The following is a 19,469-nucleotide window of genomic DNA, read 5'->3' as shown; positions in this document are numbered from 1 at the left end:
ACCAGCTGTTTTGGATAAAAAGAAGGCTTGAGCCGGATGTTTGGAAACGGACAAGTCCGGTTCTGAGGGGAGAAAGGGTCCGTGAGGACTCCGACTTACCCGACCTCCGAAATACACATGATATGGTCAAACGTTCTTTATACTATTGGAGTAAACTCTACACATCTCAAATGCAAGAAGGGATGCCCTATCGTTCACTTCGGAAAACAATCACCATTAACTTATTAGATTTTTTATTATTTGCTGATGATGATTCATTTCACACTATCGGCCAATTATGGAATACAAAAACACAACAAGTATTAAGTGATGATATCGAAATCCATTTTGTAGAGAGTAAGCCCGAATTATAAAAAAATAAGCGCACCTTTCGGTACGCATCACGAATTAGCCGTATATCTTGATTTTTTCAATCAAAAATACGGCTAATTTCATTTATTTGCTACATTCCAGCTGAATCTTTTTTGACCAAGGCATGTATTGATCTAAAGTTTCAGGATTTTGATGGATTCCGAGATTCGGTAGATCCGTGAAAAGTTTCTTGATGTATTCGTAGAAATCAACGCCGTTACTTTTGGCTGTTTCTGCGATACTCAAACAAATGGCGTTCGCTTTTGCGCCAGCTTCGCTGACCGAAAAAAGCCAGTTTTTTCTGCCTAGAACGTTTGGACGGATGGCGTTTTCAGCTGGATTATTATCGATTTCAATGCGCCCATCATTCAAAAATGCTCTGAGACCATTTGCCCTGTTCAATGTATATTCAGCAGCTTTCGCAAGGGCATTTTTTCCGTAAAATGGTGACACCTCAACCCATTCAAGGAATTTCTTCACAATTGGCTTCGAGTATTTTTGGCGCTGTTTTCTTCGCTTACTCGGAGACAAATGTTTAAATTTCCTTTCAAGTCGATATAAATCGTCACAATAACTCACACCAATCCGTCCATTTTTACTGTCTGCCTTCAGCCAATAGCGACGAACATGCGCCCAACAATTTGCGAAGTTCACTCCTTCAATTTTGTCATAGGCAGAATAGCCATCACAAACAATTGTGCCAGAATACCCGTCAGTGAAATTTTCAAGAACAGACCGAGCACGTGATAATGAACTCTGAAACAGGACAATCGTTGGCCCTTGACTGGGAACACTTCGATACACCCAATTATAGGCATTAGATTGACCAGATTTTCCATCAGATCGGTTGATGATTTGTGCATATGTTTCATCGACATGTAAAATTGACTTAGTCATCATCAAGTGCTTCATTCGTTTGTAAACAGGAAATAACCAATCGTGTGATGCACGAATGACCCAATTCGAAAGGTTCTTATCATTTGTATTTAGGCCATAACGATCCCACTCTTTTACCTGACGGTAAAGTGGTAAGTATTGTGAGAATTTATCATATATCACTTTGGCAAGTACGCTAGAACTTGCGATGCTACGTTGAATGGGTGGTTGTGGTGCTTTACCACGTTTCATTTGTGCTTTTTGAAATGTATCGCCTTTGCAATTTTTACATTCATAAGCGTGTTCCATGTGTTGAATTTTCTTCATTTTCGCAGGAATAAATTCTGCTTCTTCACGTACAATGGTACTGCCAATTTCAATCATTTGTTCTTGGCAACAGTCACATCGTGTATTTTCTGGGTGATGATGAATCGTTGCTATCTCCACATCATCCCGTAATGAATCATTTCGTTTTTTCTTTTGAATCTTCGTACAACAGTATAAGAAATGGTCTGTTGGCTTTGTTCTTCTGTGTGCTCAGGTTCACTAAAAGACGGGTCATCCTCAAATAATGATCCTTGCCCGTCTGGTGCGTTATATTTCGACTTCTCTGTTTTAGATCCATATAAAAGCTTAGTTAAATGGCGAATTTGATCGGTTAATGCCTCAATTTGTTTCGATAAGTCTTTGTTTTGTTGATTCGAATGGGCCAATTGCCCTTCGAGCGCCCTAATTAATTTTTCGTATTGGTTTTCATTCGTAGAAGAAACATTCGCCACATCATTCACCACTTTCCGTTCGATTTCGTTGCTATTATTATAACTATTTCGAACAGTGAAATAAAGATGAAATTAGGGTGTACGAATTTAGAATACGCCTTTTGCTGATGGTTGAATCGCCTTTGGCTACTGAATGGACAATCCTTCGAGCAACCTTATCCCGACAATGAGATTATCCCGACCTTTTTATGATTTTTTGTGAATTAAAAACAATCAACTGGTTATTAGTCGGAATAATCCCGTCATCTAAAAATCATTTTAATCCATATAACCTACGTATCATTTCATTATTATCTTTTCGCGTAAGAACAGTTGTTCCTGTGTCGATATCAAGATTAATGGTTGCCTTTTCAATAGCTTTCCTTTTCATTTCAGTATCTGCTGAATCATAGATCAAAGTAGGTTCCGGATCTTCGTGACCGAGGAATTTTGAACATTTATCCTGTGCTTGTTTAGCGTATTTACTTATGAATTTGGCAACTTAAATAAAATCACCCATTAATATTTCAGATGAAGTTTTGTTGTCTGTGCAATAAATATCAATTTATGTTACCTCTTTTCTAATGTGACTTTCAGGGAAATCCTGATACGATACTTTTCCTAAAGAGGCATGAAATATTTATTATTCCGACCAATTTTTACATCATTCTAAAATAAACATCTAATGAGGATTAAAAGTCGGAATAATTTTTTAGTCGGGATAAGGTTGCTTATTCCGAATTCTGAATAAGCAACCAGCGAAGCTCCTTTTGTGAGAGATTGCGTACTTCATTTTCATCTTTCGGCCATTGCATTTTGCCGTTGTCTAAACGTTTATAAAGCATGGCGAATCCATCCCCATCGAAATACAAACATTTATAGCGATCTTTACTCCACCCTGAAAATAAGAAAATGGAATCGTCATATGGATCAAGTTCGAAAGAATCTTGAATCAGTGTTGCCAGTCCATCAATTCCTTTTCGCATGTCTGTTTTACCGCAAATGATGTAAATATTTTTTACACTTGGATAATTTTGTTTCAACAGTTTTTCAACTCCCTCATGACTGTTTGGATGATGTGCTCATCTGCGCCGGTATAGAAGGAAATTTCAGCGTTAGCCGTTTTGATCGTGCAAGTAGGATTTGACGAAAGCACTGTTGGCTTTGTTGTGGAAGTATTTTTGTTTTCGGCATGTAATGTTACGGGGACAATATTTAGTTTTTGTTGCGACATATGAAGCACCTCCTTAAATTGATACATTCATCGTACCAGGAGGCGCTACGTGTTTATATGCGTTGTTTGATTGGGGGCTTACATTATTCGGAAGAAGCGTCGCTTCTTTAAAGGGAATTACTCCAATACGTTTCCAAATGTTTTAAACCGTGAATTCAAAGATCGTCAACAAAATGAAGCGCTTGTTACAGACATTACCTACCTACGATTTCAAGAGGGCTTTCGCTATCTTTCTGTCGTACAAGATATTTATAATAACGAAGTTGTTTCTTGGAAAATTTCCAAGCGTAATGATAATGAACTTGTATTAGATACAATTGAAATGTTGACACAAAAAAGAGATGTGCGTGGAACCATTCTCCATTCAGATCAGGGATTCCAGTACACATCTCATGCCTACAACAAACGACTTTTAGATTTAGGTATCATTGGCAGCCACTCTCGCAAAGGAAACTGCCATGATAATGCCTGTATCGAGTCATTTTTCTCCCATTTTAAATCGGAGATGTTGTATTTGAATCATTTTAAAACAGAAGCGGATTTAATACAAGCAATTGAAGAATATATTTACTTTTATAACTATAAACGTTTCCAAAAACGACTCAACCATCGAGCTCCGATAGAATATCGAATCTCGATGGCTGCTTAGTCTTTTTTATACTGTCTACTTGACAGGGATAAGACCAATCATGGGCTTTTTTCTAGTGTCCACGATTCGGGGTACAGTTCATTGCAAATTGGATACCCTCTTTTATATTAAATTTATATCATTTCACTTTTTAGTCTTTCTATAAATTTCTCTAATGACATTTCTTCCGATTCTTGTTCTCCATACTTTCGAACATTAATACTATTATTTAATTTTTCTTGATCTCCGAGGACGAGCATATAAGGATTTTTTTTCATTTGTGCTTCTCTTATTTTATATCCAACTTTTTCATCTCGGGCATCAACTTCCACACGAAATCCTAATTTTTGTAATTCAAGCTCAATATTCATTGAATAATCTAAATGTTCAATTGACGAAACAGGTATAATCTTCACTTGTACAGGTGCTAACCACGTAGGAAATGCTCCTGCATAGTGTTCAATTAATATACCGATAAAACGTTCAAGAGAACCATATATAACCCGATGTACCATGACAGGACGATGTTTATTTCCATCTTGTCCAATATAATTAATATCAAACCTTTCAGGCAAATTAAAATCTAGTTGAATAGTTCCTATTTGCCAAGTTCTACCGATAGCATCTTTTATTTTAAAGTCAAGTTTTGGACCGTAGAATGCTCCATCACCAGGGTTAATTTTATATTCAATATTTTTACGTCGTAAAACATTAGCTAATACTTTTTCAGAGAATTCCCAAATTTCATCAGAACCAATTGCATTATCTGGTTTTGTTGACAATTCTATATGATACTCAAATCCAAAAATTTCTTTATAGAACTTATCAATCAAATTAATAACTCTAATTATTTCATCTTCCACTTGATCTTCTCTCATAAATATGTGTGCGTCATCTTGCGTAAAATTGCGTACTCTAAATAAGCCATGTAAAGCACCACTAAATTCGTGTCTGTGTACCAAACCTAATTCACCCATTCGTATTGGAAAATCTCGGTAAGAATGTAAAGAATTCTGATACACTAAAATAGCACCAGGGCAACTCATAGGTTTTATAGCAAATTCTACTTCATCAATTTCTGATGTATACATATTTTCCCTATAATTAAACCAGTGTCCTGAAGTTTCCCAAAGTTGTTTATTTAACATTATTGGTGTTTTAATTTCAATATATCCAGCTTTTTCATGCTCCTTCCGCCATAACTCTTCTAATATATTACGTACGACCATTCCCTTTGGTAAAAAGAATGGAAAGCCAGGACCGTATTCACTAAGGAAAAATAATTCTAACTCTTTACCTAATTTGCGGTGATCTCTTTTATCTGCTTCTTCAAGAATATGTAGGTATTGAGCCAGATCTTCTTTAGTAAAGAAAGCCGTTCCATAAACTCGTTGAAGCATTTTATTATTGCTATCCCCTCGCCAATATGCACCAGCAACATTAAGTAATTTCACTACCTTAATTTTCCCCGTAGATGGGACATGCACTCCTCTACAAAGGTCAAAAAACTCACCTTGTTCATAAATTGTAACTTGCTCGTTCTCCGGAATGGAGTTTATTAACTCAATTTTGTATGTATCTCCAATTTCAGTGAAGCGACGTAAAGCTTCGTCCCTAGTAACTTCAACACGGTGAATTGGTATATTTGCATCAATAATTTTCTTCATCTCTTTTTCAATTAGTGGTAAATCCTCTGGTGTAAGTGATTTTTCTAAGTCCATGTCATAGTAAAAACCATTTTCAATTGTTGGACCAACACCAAACTTTACTTCTGGAAATAATCTTTTAACTGCTTGAGCAAGTAGATGTGCACTGCTGTGTCTTAAAATCTCTAATGAATCTTCATGTTCAGGTGTAATTATTTCAAGAGTAACATCTTCATATATTGGTCTAGCTAAATCTATTAAAGTGCCATTAATTTTTCCCGCGATAGCTTTCTTCTTTAAACTACTACTAACAGAACCTGCAATCTCTTCTGATGTGATTCCTGGTGGAAACTCCTTAATTAATCCGTCTGGAAATGTAATTTTAACCACGTCATTCATCTACCTTTCATTATTAACTCCTACTCCAAATAATTGAAGGGAAATTTTGTATGAATTAATCGCTCTAGTATCATATTGTACATAAGAGTATAAAATTAATTATCACCATATTTTTGGTAAATCAAACATTTATTAAAACAATATATGAATTCCAAAACTTATAATCATTTTAATCCTAAAATTAATTTAGTATCTTTTACACTTGCTACTTCTCTTCCTAAAGCTTTAGATAAATCTGCTACTCTTTTAACTAAAATACTATTATTGATGGCCAAATCATTTTCTTTATCATATACACTGTCTTCATATCCAATTTTTATGTGTGCCCCTAATAACAATGCCTGTCCTAATGTAATATATCCTTTTCTATTACATTCAACATAAAACCAATTTTCATACCCCTCTAAATATTCCGACATATATTGGATGTTTTTGGTTGTAGCAGGCATTTGACCAGGATATCCTAGGTTTATACTATAATAATACGGTATCTTTTCAGGCCAATTATTCAACAATTCCTTTGAATTGTTGAACATTCCCATATCAAACACACAAAATTCAGGTACCAAATTTAAATCTAAAGCAGTATTTAACTCATTTTCTGTGTCTTTTCGTGTCACTTTTACAGCAGAATCAAATAAAGTTAATGATCCAGTACGTATCGCAACTGTCTTTAATTGGGGCCATTCATTGATATATTCTTTAATAGTATCAATATCACTATTACCTATATTAATGATTATATCACATTTTTCTTTTATTAACTCCAGTGTATAAAGATAATTCTCAATATTTTTTGTAGTCCGTCCTTTTTCATCCCTAACATGTAAATGCGCTATTGATGCCCCTTGTAAATAGCATTTATATACTTCATCAGCAATTTCTTCTGGAGTTAATGGATTATTAATTCCTTCTGTAGTAAAACTTGTTGGTGCAACACAAATAATTGTTTTTTTCATTATATATATCCTCACTGTTTACATTTTTACAAAATTTAATTTTATAATTTCCATTCTGGCCATATAATTCCATTAAACATTGGTAACCCTTTTGTTCGTACTTCGAGAATAAATGAATTTGATACTGAGTTTGCTTTGGCTAAAACATCATTCAAACTATCATTTTCTGCAAAATAATAATCAATACCAAAGGATTCTGCTAGTTTCTTATAATCGGGATTAGTAAGTTGAAAGTGTTCATTTTTCGACTTATAAATTTTGGTGTGTGTTTCATCTACTGAACCAAATAAATTGTTATTAAACAATATAACCTTTATAGGAATATTATATTTTAAAGCTGTTGAAATTTCTGTAAAGCCATATGAAAATCCACCGTCACCTGTGATGCAGACAACATCCTTACCACACACTGCAGCTCCAATTGCTGATGGTAAAGATCCACCTAATGTTCCAAAATTATTTGGCATATGTATACTAAATGGGAGCTCAGTTTTAAGATAACGTGTTAACCAATATGCATCTTGACACATGTCTAACGAAAATTGTGTTTCAATATCAAAATTGTTTCTTATAGAATTAACAACTTGCCAAACTTCTGGGACTGTCCTTTTTAGCCCATCATACCACTGCTCTTTTATATTTTCACAGAGCCCTTCTAATTCTTTCAATCTTTCTTCACTAGCTACTTGACTAACTTTAGGTAATAAAGCACATAAAAATTCATTTATATCACAGTTTAAAGTCTTTGAATTCTTATAATTTTTCTTTAACATAGCCCCTTCATTAGCTACATGATATACTTTTCCATCAATAGGAAGCATTGCATTTCTTGTTTCAAGTAGACTTAAACTTGTACCTAATGCTAATACAAAATCACTTTTTTCAGCTATTGCATCAAATGGCCTAGCTCTCTCCCAGATACAGCCTGCATTTAATGAAAAACTATCTGGTATAGCACCTTTTCCTTTTAATGTAGTTATAACTATTGCACCCATTTTTTTTGCCAGTTCGCATATGGCTTGTCCTGAATTAGAAAGATGCGCACCCCAACCAATATATATCACAGGGAATTTACAAGTTTTAATCTCTTTTATAACCTCTGAAATATAACTTTCGATATTTTTTTTAACAGGGATACCGTAATTAACATCTTCAAAAGTGAATTCAACAATTTCAGAGATTATATTACTAGGTATTTCAATGTAAACAGGCCTACACTGCCCATTTTTCATCTTAGAGATACATCTTGTTAGATAATCGACAAACTCTGAACCAGATTCAATTCGCAAGCAATCGTACGTAATATCTCTAAAAAGCGGCCTTGAATCCGGCAATTCATGGATGAGCCCTTTTCTTTGATCTAAATCCCAAGAATAGTTGTTAACACCAATTGCAATAAGCGGTAAAAATTCAGCATTTGCTTGAGCCACATGTGAAATCATACTTGTTATTCCAGGTCCAGCTGTTGAAACTACTATTGCAGGAAGACCAGTTGACTGAATATTTCCTAGGGCACCGAAACCAGCACCATATTCTGTTCTCCATGAAATTAAATTTGAATAATCTAATTTAGTTTCGGCGGATTTATATAAAGGCAAAATGTGTGCGCCAGGTACAGCATTTATTTTAATTTTTTCATTTTTTAAATAATCTAATATATCCATAGTATTAGCCTCCTAAATAAAATTCAACACTCTGATAATCAGGTTAAGCTCTTAACTAACCTGATTATCATGTTTTAATTAAAATCTAATTCCTTTATTTCTTTCATTTTATCTTTAATTATCCATGGAAGAACTACTCCTATTTTATTTTCCACAGAATAGGCTGTTATTGGATAATCAATAGACACATTAAGACGATTACTCTTTTTCATCTCACTCATTAGAATTAATTCTTCATCTTCTGTTAATTCGCCGATGTAATTAAAATTCATAAAAGTACTTATCATCAATTCTTGTAATTGCAAATCATATAATTTATTACCAAAAACAAGATCTCCAATATCAAAGCCTTCATTTATAAAAATTTCATTTTCGAATGAAACAACATCTTTATAGCACTCATTTATACTGTTAGTACTACATAATATTGGATGTGAAACATGACAATCACCAATCAAACGTTTGAATTTTTCATGATACACTCTACCATCTCTGATAATTTTGATTGGAATTTTATTTTCTTCAAATAATATTTCACAAATTTTCATTACAATGTATAAACTAAGGCCAAAGTTTTTATCTCCATTCGGAAGACCGTAGCTAACATCTTGATCGTAATAATACTGAAAACACTCTGAATTAAAAGAATTAACGTCAGTTTTTAATGTTTCAAATTTTCCCTTTAACTTTTTCACATTTAATAAATACTCTTCATAAGTGAGGTATTTTTTAATTTTTTCAATTTTCTCAATATTAGTATTTTCATTGATGGAATATATATATTCTTTGTATGTGCCTTTTTCAGTATCTGGTTTTGAATTTTCTTGGTTAATTTTTTTTAGATTATCAAAAAAATTAACCATCAGAATTTTTTTACTTGCACCATCAAAAATATTATGATCAACAAAAAACAAAATATCGTAATCTTTTTCATTCTTTTTTATAATTAATAGATTAAAGAGCAAATTATGAATAGGGTTTTGACTTATTAGTTTTTTAGTAGCATAGTCACATATTTTCTCTTCAATTTTCTGTTTTGTTTCTTCCGTATACATTGATAAATTAAGTACTTCCATGTCAAAATCCTTAATTTTTTCGTACTCAATAAAGTTAATACTATCTTTATTGTTATCAATTACAGATTTAAATACTGAGTCCATATTTAAGGTTTCTTTTAGTGCTTCTTTAATATGCTTTAAATTCATCTCATCAAAAACTTGAATTTTTGTAATCAGTATACTTTTAAATTTTTTTGTTATATAGGCATTTTGTAGATAGGATACTTTATATCTATCTACTATCTGCTTAGATTTAATCTCTAAATTTAAATAACTTGCTTGTCTATCGATATATTTTTCGATGATTTTATTATTAGTATCTTCACTTCGTATCTTATTTTCCGCTTGAATACGTTTAGGAACTACTTTATTTTCAAGCATGTGATTAAAAGGTCTAATATAATGCGGAAATTTACTTGGAGAAATATAATTTCTCAAGTAAGGAAATATTTCTTCATAAGATTTATTTGTATACAAAGTGATGTATTCTTTTTTATTTATTTGTACTTTCTTAAATTTATACTTCCCTCCGATTTCTTTTTCTAGATTTTTCTCAATTATTGCATAATCAAGAATTTCCATTTGCCCCTTAATCTTTTCGCTTATTAATTCAATTGTTGTATATCTGTATAAATCAGCGATAGGTATTTCAAGATTCAAACTATCCTTTATCCTCAAATGAAGTTTAATCACTAAAAGCGAATTTCCACCTATTTCAAAAAAGTCATCTTTAACTCCGATTTCTTCAATCCCTAATAACTCTTTCCAAATCAAATGTAGTAATTTTTCTATCTTATTAGAAGGTTTTTCATATTGCCGTTCAGGGATATTCACATTCATTTCCAATAGAGTCTTTCTATCTACTTTTCCATTAATTGTTTGAGGTAATTTTTCTAATTGAATGAAAACTACAGGTATCATATAATCCGGTAGTTTTTCTTTTAAAGAATTTTTTACCTCCTCCATATTTATTTTCTTATTTGATATAAGAAAAGCACACAAATAATTTTGATTTGCACTCACACTTTTTGCTACTACTACTGCTTCTTTTATTTCTTTATAGTTGAGTAGTGAATTCTCAATTTCCCCCAATTCTATTCTATGTCCTCTGATTTTCACTTGATTATCAATCCGACCCAAATATTCAATATTACCGTCTGGCAACCATCTAGCTAAGTCACCTGTCTGATACATTATTGTACCTGGTTCAAAAGGGTTATTAATAAACTTTTCACTTGTTAAATCTTGTCGGTTTAAATACCCTCTTGCTAGTCCTGCACCTGAAATATATAATTCTCCTTTAACACCTATAGGTACAGGTCCATTGCCATTTAATATATATAATTTTGTATTATCAATCGGCTTTCCTATTGGTACCACATTTGTAATTTCATGATTGCATTCAAAATAAGTCACATCTATTGTTGCCTCAGTTGGTCCATATAAGTTTATAAGTTTTATACTATTATCCATTCTTCTAAAAAATCTTGATACCTGACTATGATTTAATGCCTCTCCACTACAAAACACTTGACGTAAGCTAGAAAATGATTCATTATCATTATTTTCTTCTAAGTAAAATAGGAAAACATCAAGCATTGATGGTACAAAATGCATAGTTGTTATTTCATATTGTTTAATTGCCTCTATAATTTTTTGAGGATCTTTTTCATTATTAGGTCCTAGCATACAAACTTTAGCACCGACTATAGACCACCAAAGTATCTCCCATACAGAAACATCAAAGGCATAGGTCGTTTTTTGTAATATTGTGTCTTTTTCAGTTAATGGATATTTTTTTTGCATCCAATTTAATCTATTAATTAATGATTTATGTTCAATCATTACACCTTTAGGATTTCCGGTTGTACCTGAAGTATAAATTACATAGGCTAAGTCGCTAGATCTATTTATTTTTTCTAAATTATCTACTTTCCCTTCAAACAAAACACTATTAGATAAATCTAATATTTCGCCTTGAAATAGATTCGAACCCCCTATTAAAGTTTTTTTGCTTAGTAATACTTTACTTCCACTATCTTTCAATAGAAATTGTTTTCTTTCCTCCGGATAGTTAGGATCTATAGGTAAATAGGCACCTCCTGATTTCAATATCCCCATTATTCCTATTATCATTTCTAGAGACCTTTCAACCATTATACCTACAATAACATCCGATTTAACGCCCTTTTCTCTTAATACTCTTGCCAAACAGTTAGCCTTTTCATTTAATTCTCTATAGGTTAAATATTTATCTCCAAATATAACAGCTATTCCATCTGGTGTTTTTTCTACTTGCTCTTCAAATAATTCTTGGATGGCCTTGTCGTCAGGGAAATTTACCACTGTATCATTGAATTCGTTTATTTTTTGTAATTCACTCTCAGTTAAAAAATGAATATCTGATAGTTTAATATAACTATTTTTAACAATTTCTTTTAATATTTTAGTAAAGTGCTTAAACATTCTCACTATGGTTTCTTTATTAAACAATTTCGTACAATAATTAAAATTGAGCTCTAATGTCTTGGTTCTTTTTATTACATTTAATGTTAAATCGAACTGAGATGTAAGGTTTTCAAAATCATATAACTTAAGCATAACTTTATCTAGCACTATATCCTGACTTTCAATAGTATCTTCAACATTAAACAAAACATCAAACAAAGGGTTTCTACTTGTATCTCTTTTGATACTTAACTTATCTATAAGCTTTTCCAACTGATAATCTTGATTTTCGTATGCTGTCAATAGATTTTCTTTTGTTTCTTCTAAAAGTTCAATATATTCCTTCTCACCTGATGGATTACTTTTAATAGCTAATGTATTTACAAACATCCCGACTATATTTTGTAGGTCTACATTTTGCCTTCCTGCAACTGGTACCCCAACAACAATTTCCTCTTGCCCACTATATTTTGAAAGTAAAATATTAAATACTGATAATAGCACCATGTGTATTGTACTACCTGTTTTCCTTGAAAGTTTTCTTAATCCTTCAGTTATTTCTTCATTAACTGTGAAATTTAGGTTAGCCCCTTCATATGATTTAATTGCTGGCCGTTCATAATCATAAGGAAGATTTAACACTGGTATTTCACCTTTAAATATATTCATCCAGTACTCTTCTTTTTCTCTTATTACTTCTGACTCTAACAATTCATTTTGCCATTTTGCAAAATCTTTATATTGAATTCTTAAGGTGGCTAATTCCTCTCCGTTGTAAAGCGCTTTAAATTCTTTCAAAATAATATTCATTGATATCCCATCAGAAATAATATGGTGCATATCCATTAATAAAAATGTTTTCCCATCAGTTTCTATAAGCTCAGCCCTAAATAAAGGTGCCTTTTCTAATTCAAATGGCTTAACAAATCCTCTTAGGACATTCTCTACATCTTTATTTTCTTTTCTAAAAGTAAGTTTAAATTCATTTAAGGATTTAAACTTCTGTACTATTTTATATTCATTCATTTTAAAAGAAGTCTTAAATATTTCATGTCTGTTCATTAATTTTAGAAATGCTTTTTCTATTCTATTGACATCAACCTCTCCGCACACCTCCATTATGATCGGCATGTTATATGCCGTACTTTCTCCATTAAATTTTTGTAACATATACATCCTTTTTTGAGCAGATGATGCTTGATAGTATTCTTTCTCTTTCGATTTCTCTATCCTTAAAAACTTACTCTTTTGGGCATTTTTAATAAATCCAATTAACCCATTGACTGTTGGATTACTAAATAGCACCTTCAATGGTATTACTACATCTAGCTCTTTATGAATTTTAGCCATAAGTAGCGCTGCCTTTAATGAATGCCCTCCAAGTTCAAAAAAGTTATCGTTTATACCTATTCTTTCGACACTAAGAACGTCTTCCCAAACCTTCACCAACAGTTCTTCTACTTTGCTTCTTGGAGCTTCATATTTGTTTAAATATTCATCTCTATTTAATTCTGGAAGAGCCCTTCTATCAAGCTTCCCATTTAATGTCAAAGGGAGTTCCTCTATTTGTTTAAAGTATGACGGAATCATATATTCAGGTAGGCTTTCCTTTAAATAGTCCTTCAAGTTCAGTTCACTAATCACTGACCCACTTACTATATATGCACAGATGTATTTTTCTTTTCCATGATGCTCTTTTACAACAACCGCAACTTCTTTGATTTTTTCATGTTGTAATAATTTATTCTCAATCTCTCCGAGTTCTATTCTAAAACCTCGAATTTTAACTTGATTATCTATTCTCCCCAAACATTCAATATTACCATCAGGTAACCACCTCGCCAAATCACCTGTTCTATACATCTTTTTTCCATGTTCAAATGGATTATCTACGAACTTTTCATTCGTTAATTCACAACGGTTTAGATACCCTCTTGCTAATCCATCTCCACTTATACAAAGTTCACCAGGTACTCCTATTGGCATTAATTTTGAGTTTCCATCAACAATATATACTTTTGAGTTAGAAATAGGCTTTCCTATTAATACCGAGTTTTTATATTTATTTCTATAATTATAACTATGAACCACACATCCAACCGTTGCTTCTGTTGGTCCATACTCATTTATAATATCTACTCTATTCTCAAATAAATCACTTGTATTTTTCGCCAATTCTTCTGTTAGGTCTTCTCCACCTACAATAATTTTCTTAATTGACTTGTTTAAATATTTCATTTCTTTTATTAAACCCAAGTGAGCAGGTGTTAACTTAACTATAGAACTATCATTGCCTAAAAACACATCATTTACTAATTCATGAATATCGCCATCGCTATATATAACCATTGTATTTCCGCTTACAAGAGGAGTAAATATTGATGTTATTGTTAAATCAAAAGAAACTGATGTATAAAATGGCATATAAAATTTCTCATTAATACCATACTTGTTTTTTGAAAATACCACATAGTTAACTAAAGATTTATGTTCAATCATTACACCTTTAGGATTACCTGTCGTACCTGAAGTATAGATTACATACGCTAAATCTCTTGATGTATTTATTTTTTCTAAGTTGCTTGATTCTTCTTTAAATAAATGTTTATCCAATAAATCTAAGATTTCCCCTTTAAACTCTATATTAGTTGTTAAACTGTCACTACTTAATAACACCTCACACCTACTATCATCCAAAATAAAGTTTATTCTTTCCTTTGGATAACTAGGATCTATAGGTAAGTAAGCGCCTCCCGCTTTCAAGATTCCCATTATACCTATTATTAATTCGGGCGATCTTTCTACCATTATTCCAACTATAGAATCAGCCTTTACACCTTTTCCCCTTAGCACTCTTGCCAAACTGTTTGCTTCCTCATTTAACTCCCTATATGTCAGTTGTTTATTCTCTAATGTTACAGCTATACTATTTGGTGTCTTTTCTACTTGCTCTTCAAATAATTCATGAATTGTCTTTTCTTCAGGATATTCCGCTTTGGTATTATTAAATTTGTATAATATTTTATCCCTTTCCTCTTTCATAAGTAATTCAATTTCAGATATTTTTTTTTCCGGATTAATGGTTATTTCATCTAATATTTTTAAGAAATGATTCTTCATTCTTTTTATAGTTTCTTTTTTAAATAATTTCGAACAATACTCCAAACTAAATTTAAAAATATTATCTTTTTCCAATACATTTAATGTCATATCAAATTTTGAATTGGTACTATTGTAATCTATACGTTTTAACAAAAGTTCGTCTAATTTAATATCAGCTGTATTCTCTATATCCACAATATTAAGCATAATATTAAATAGTGGATTACTGTTTATGTTCCTCTCAATATTTAATCTTTCTACTAATGTTTCAAATTGATAATCTTGGTATTCATATGCCTTTAATGAGTTGTTTTTTACTTCTTTTAAGAAATTTATATACTTTTTACTTTTCTCTGGCTTATTTCTTAAGGCTAATGTATTTACAAACATTCCTACTATATTCTCAAGTTCCAAGCGTGATCTTCCTGCAACAGGTACTCCTATTACTATATCTTCTTGTCCACTATATTTTGAAAGAAGAATATTCAAGGCAGAAAGCATTACCATATGAATCGTAGTTCCTGTTTTTTTGGCAAGTATTCTTACCTCATCTGATCTTTTTTCACTCAAGTGAAAATTTACAGTGTCACCTTCAAATGTTTTATGTGCTGGTCTTTCATAATCATACGGTAAATCTAAAACTGGTATTTGGTCATTAAATAAATTCAACCAGTACTCTTCTTGCTGCTTTATCTTTTCCGATTTCAAGTAATTATTCTGCCAAGTAGAAAAATCTCGATATTGTAAATTCGATGGGGCTAATTCTTCCCCATTATACAGGGCGATAAACTCCTTTATTAAAATATTAATAGATATTCCATCTACTATTATGTGATTCATATCTATTAATAAGTAGACTTTCCCTCTACTTTTTACAAGTTCAACTCTTAAAAGTGGTGATTGTTCTAAATTAAAGGATCTAATGAATTCTTTTACAATCATATTTATGTCTTTATTATTTTCACTCTTAACAAGAGTAAAGTCATAGGATTGATCAATCTTTTGTACTATTTCACCTTCAATTGGTGCAAAATAAGTCCTTAAGCTTTCATGTCTTTTAACTAGTTCTTTAAAGGTTTTTTCCATTTTTCCTTTATCAACATCCCCCTCTATTTCAAAAAGAAGAGGTATATTATATGCTGTATTATCCTCAAAAAATTGTTGGACTAGATACATTCTTTTCTGAGCAGAGGATGCTCCATAACTATCTCTTTCATCTACTTTCTCTATTATTGAATACATATTTTTATCTATTTTTTCTATCAAAATTCTTTGTTCCTTAATAGTTGGTGAATTAAATATGTCCTTTATCGTTATTTCTTTATTTAGTTCTTTATGGATCTTAGCTATTATTGTTATTGCATTTAATGAATTTCCACCCAAGTCGAAGAAATTATCATTTGTGCCTATTTTTTCAACTCCAAGGGTAATACTCCAAATATTCGTCAAAATTTCTTCTAATTTGTTACTTGGGGCTTCATATTTATTTAAAACTATCTCATTTACATTGGGTTTTGGAAGTGCTTTTCTATCCAGTTTCCCATTAAGTGTTACGGGCATTCTTTCGAGATTGACAAAATATGACGGTATCATATACTCTGGCAAATTTGTGCTTAAATAATCTTTAAGCTCTAAATCACTATATTCACGCATGCATACAATGTACGCACATAAGCACTTCCCTTTTTCCACATTATCTCTTACAACAACTACTGCTTCTTTTATATCTTTATGCTGTAGTAACCTATTTTCTATCTCTCCTAATTCTATTCTAAATCCCCTTATTTTCACCTGGTTATCTATTCTACCTAAAAACTCAACATTTCCATTAGGCAACCATCGCGCTAAATCTCCAGTCTTATACATTTTCTTTCCTATTTCAAATGGATTATCAACAAACTTTTCCTTTGTTAACTCTGGTTTATTAATATAGCCCCGTGCTAATCCGTCACCACTAACACATAATTCACCCGGTGTACCTATGGGCATTAAATTATTATCCTTATCAATTATATAAACTTTTGAATTTGAAATCGGTTTTCCAATTGGGATGTTTAGATAATACTCATCATCAACCAAAAAAGTCGTAGAGAATGTTGTATTTTCAGTCGGTCCATACCCATTGATTATTTTTAAATCACTATATTTATTCCTTATTAAATTAATATATTTTGTTGATAAAACATCCCCGCCCACCAATAAACAACGTAATTTTTCAAATATTTTATCGTTTTCATCAGCTAATTGATTAAACAATTCGGATGTTAACCATAATGTAGTTATCTTATTTCTAATGATAGCTTTTTCTAATAAAAAAGGTGATAGTAAAGTTTCAGTTTTAATCAAACACAACTGTAAGTTATTTAATAATGCACCCCAAATTTCAAAAGTAGATGCATCAAACATTATAGAGCCTGTTTGAAGTATTCTATCATCATCTTTAAATGAGATAAAACTTGCATTTTTAACTAATCTTATAATATTTTTATGTACACACATTACACCTTTTGGATTTCCAGTGGTCCCCGATGTATATAATATATAAGCTAAATTATCGGAATTATTTGCAATCTCTAAATTATGTGTTTCCTCCTGAAACAATTCCTTGTTCGACAGATTTACAACATCTCCATTGAAATCAATTTTCTTTAATAAATCATTTGTTGAAAGCAACAGTTCACATCTGGAATCATTTAAAATATAGTTAATTCTCTCATCAGGGTATTCTGGATCTATTGGCAGATAAGCGCCCCCGGCTTTTAGTATCCCAATTATACCGATCACCATTTCTAGTGATTTTTCAGCCATGATCCCTACAATTGATTCTGCCTTAACTCCTTTACCTCTTAAAACTCTTGCTAGTGAATTTGCTTTTTCATTTAACTCTTTATAAGTTATTTGTTGGTTCTCAAATACAACAGCTATTCTATTTGGAGTCTTATTTACTTGCTCTTCAAATAATTCTTGAATAGTCTTCTCTTCAGGATATTCTACTTTTGTGTCGTTAAACTCATAAAGAATTTGTTCCTTTTCAGCTTTAGATAATAGCTCTATTTCTGATATCTGTATATTTTTATTATTCATACCATTCTCTAGTATTATATTTAAATATTCAGCTAATTTTACCACTTCAGATTCATTAATTACTTCAGGATTGTAGCTATATTTACAAACAAAACTATTGTATGTTGATACTTCCAAAGCCATTTTATAATTGGTTTTATCATATAATGAATAATCCTCAATGCATAGTTTACTTTCTTTGTTACAATTTTTCTCTATAGGCTTATCTTCTATAGTAACTGTAGAACTGATAAATTCTTTATTTATTTCCTTACTTAAATATCTTTCGATGTCAATTAATGGTGTATTTTCAAAATACTTTCTTTCATTTAATGACTTTTCAATATTACAAATTAATTCCATAAACGTAATAGAAGTTGAATCTACTCTTAGAGGAATTCTATTAATAAATAATCCAACAGCATTTTCAATATTTTCATTTCTTAATGATACTGTTGTACCAAATAATGCTTCATTTGAATTATTCAACTTTTGTAAAAGTACTCCCCATACCCCATAAAATATCGCTGACAAAGATATCCTATGTTCATTAGCAAATTGTTTAATTTTATCCGATTTACTAGCAGAGAAACTATAAAAATATTCTTTTATTATATTGTTATTTTCAGAATAAAATAAATCTTTATCCATTTTTAATCCTTCGAAATAATCAGACCAAAATTTTTTTTGTTCATTCTTATCAATAAGATTTGTCCTATTCATGAAGTCAACAAACTTTATTTTATTTATTTTTGAAGGCTTAAGCCCCTTATATACATTGTTATATGTTTCTATTAATTCTTTTAAAATAATATTATTACTCTGTCTATCATATATAATATTATGATTGCTAATTATCATTTCATACTTATTTTCATCTAACTTGCATAAGTAAATTCTTAATGTTTCTTTAGTAATATCTATTCCCCGTTTTAAATCATTCGATTTAATTTTTTGAAGTTCTACATACTTTTCTGCTTTTCTTGTCAGGTCATAATATTTGATTTGAACTCTATTTTTTTTAAGAGTAATTTGTTCTGGTTCATTTAATTCTTCCCATCTAAAAACAGTTCTTAACATTTCATTTGAGTTTATTACACAGTCCCATGCTTGTTGTAGAATATTTAATTTTATATCACCCGAAAGCGTTAAACTTAACTGTTTAATATATTCTCTTTTTTTATCAGTAATATAATCAAACAATATCGCTTGCTGAATACTAGTTAGTGAACTGATATTTTCTATATTATCTTTTTCAAGCTTTTGGATTATTCCCACTCGAC

Annotated in this window: 7 protein-coding genes and 2 pseudogenes; 2 read left to right on the top strand and 7 right to left on the bottom strand. The window is 31.2% G+C overall.

All coding sequences use genetic code 11. The features are described 5' to 3' along the window. Window positions 1-104 precede the first annotated feature (104 nt). Window positions 105-335, top strand: a pseudogene (locus ORL93_RS29200) (Rpn family recombination-promoting nuclease/putative transposase); the annotation flags it as partial. A gap of 100 nt (window positions 336-435) precedes the next feature. Here the strand turns inward: ORL93_RS29200 and tnpC are convergent. The 3 genes and pseudogenes from tnpC to ORL93_RS29180 all read right to left on the bottom strand — a co-directional run bounded on the left by tnpC (window position 436) and on the right by ORL93_RS29180 (window position 3,219). Further along, window positions 436-2,006 (bottom strand): annotated as a pseudogene (gene tnpC, locus ORL93_RS29195) (IS66 family transposase). A 710-nt stretch (window positions 2,007-2,716) separates the two neighbouring features. After that, window positions 2,717-3,028, bottom strand: coding sequence for an IS66 family insertion sequence element accessory protein TnpB (gene tnpB, locus ORL93_RS29185; RefSeq protein ID WP_020062732.1), 312 nt, complete (start codon window positions 3,026-3,028; stop codon window positions 2,717-2,719). Next, on the bottom strand, window positions 3,025-3,219 hold the full coding sequence (locus ORL93_RS29180) for a hypothetical protein (protein WP_020062733.1): 195 nt from the start codon (window positions 3,217-3,219) through the stop codon (window positions 3,025-3,027). Before ORL93_RS29180 ends, tnpB begins: the two co-directional genes overlap by 4 nt. A gap of 70 nt (window positions 3,220-3,289) precedes the next feature. Here ORL93_RS29180 and ORL93_RS29175 point away from each other — a divergent pair, with 70 nt between their 5' ends. Next, window positions 3,290-3,868 (top strand): IS3 family transposase, encoded by a 579-nt coding sequence (locus tag ORL93_RS29175; protein ID WP_020062734.1) that lies wholly within the window; start codon window positions 3,290-3,292, stop codon window positions 3,866-3,868. 113 nt (window positions 3,869-3,981) lie between these two features. Here the strand turns inward: ORL93_RS29175 and thrS are convergent, their stop codons facing one another. The 4 genes from thrS to ORL93_RS29155 form a co-directional block, all read right to left on the bottom strand. After that, window positions 3,982-5,892: a threonine--tRNA ligase gene (gene thrS / locus ORL93_RS29170; RefSeq protein ID WP_020062735.1), complete on the bottom strand. Its 1,911-nt coding sequence runs from the start codon at window positions 5,890-5,892 to the stop codon at window positions 3,982-3,984. 164 nt (window positions 5,893-6,056) lie between these two features. Then, complete coding sequence (locus ORL93_RS29165) at window positions 6,057-6,851, bottom strand: beta-keto acid cleavage family enzyme (protein ID WP_265960192.1); 795 nt, start codon at window positions 6,849-6,851, stop codon at window positions 6,057-6,059. A gap of 41 nt (window positions 6,852-6,892) precedes the next feature. Then, window positions 6,893-8,515, bottom strand: a complete 1,623-nt coding sequence (locus tag ORL93_RS29160) for a thiamine pyrophosphate-binding protein (protein ID WP_098114315.1) — start codon at window positions 8,513-8,515, stop codon at window positions 6,893-6,895. A gap of 74 nt (window positions 8,516-8,589) precedes the next feature. Next, the gene (locus ORL93_RS29155) at window positions 8,590-19,464 is read right to left on the bottom strand and encodes a non-ribosomal peptide synthetase (RefSeq protein ID WP_265960191.1); all 10,875 of its coding nucleotides are present in this window, start codon (window positions 19,462-19,464) and stop codon (window positions 8,590-8,592) included. Window positions 19,465-19,469: the final 5 nt, after the last annotated feature.

It is taken from the genome of Bacillus sp. DHT2, assembly GCF_026241455.1.
GTDB classification, from domain to species: domain Bacteria; phylum Bacillota; class Bacilli; order Bacillales; family Bacillaceae_G; genus Bacillus_A; species Bacillus_A pseudomycoides.
This window is presented reverse-complemented; position numbering and strand designations above follow the sequence as displayed.

Bases quoted from the DNA above. Each gene is read 5' to 3' on its own strand.
- ORL93_RS29180 (WP_020062733.1), bottom strand. From the start codon at position 3,219: ATGTCGCAACAAAAACTAAATATTGTCCCCGTAACATTACATGCCGAA.
- thrS (WP_020062735.1), bottom strand. From the start codon at position 5,892: ATGAATGACGTGGTTAAAATTACATTTCCAGACGGATTAATTAAGGAG.
- ORL93_RS29165 (WP_265960192.1), bottom strand. From the start codon at position 6,851: ATGAAAAAAACAATTATTTGTGTTGCACCAACAAGTTTTACTACAGAA.
- ORL93_RS29160 (WP_098114315.1), bottom strand. From the start codon at position 8,515: ATGGATATATTAGATTATTTAAAAAATGAAAAAATTAAAATAAATGCT.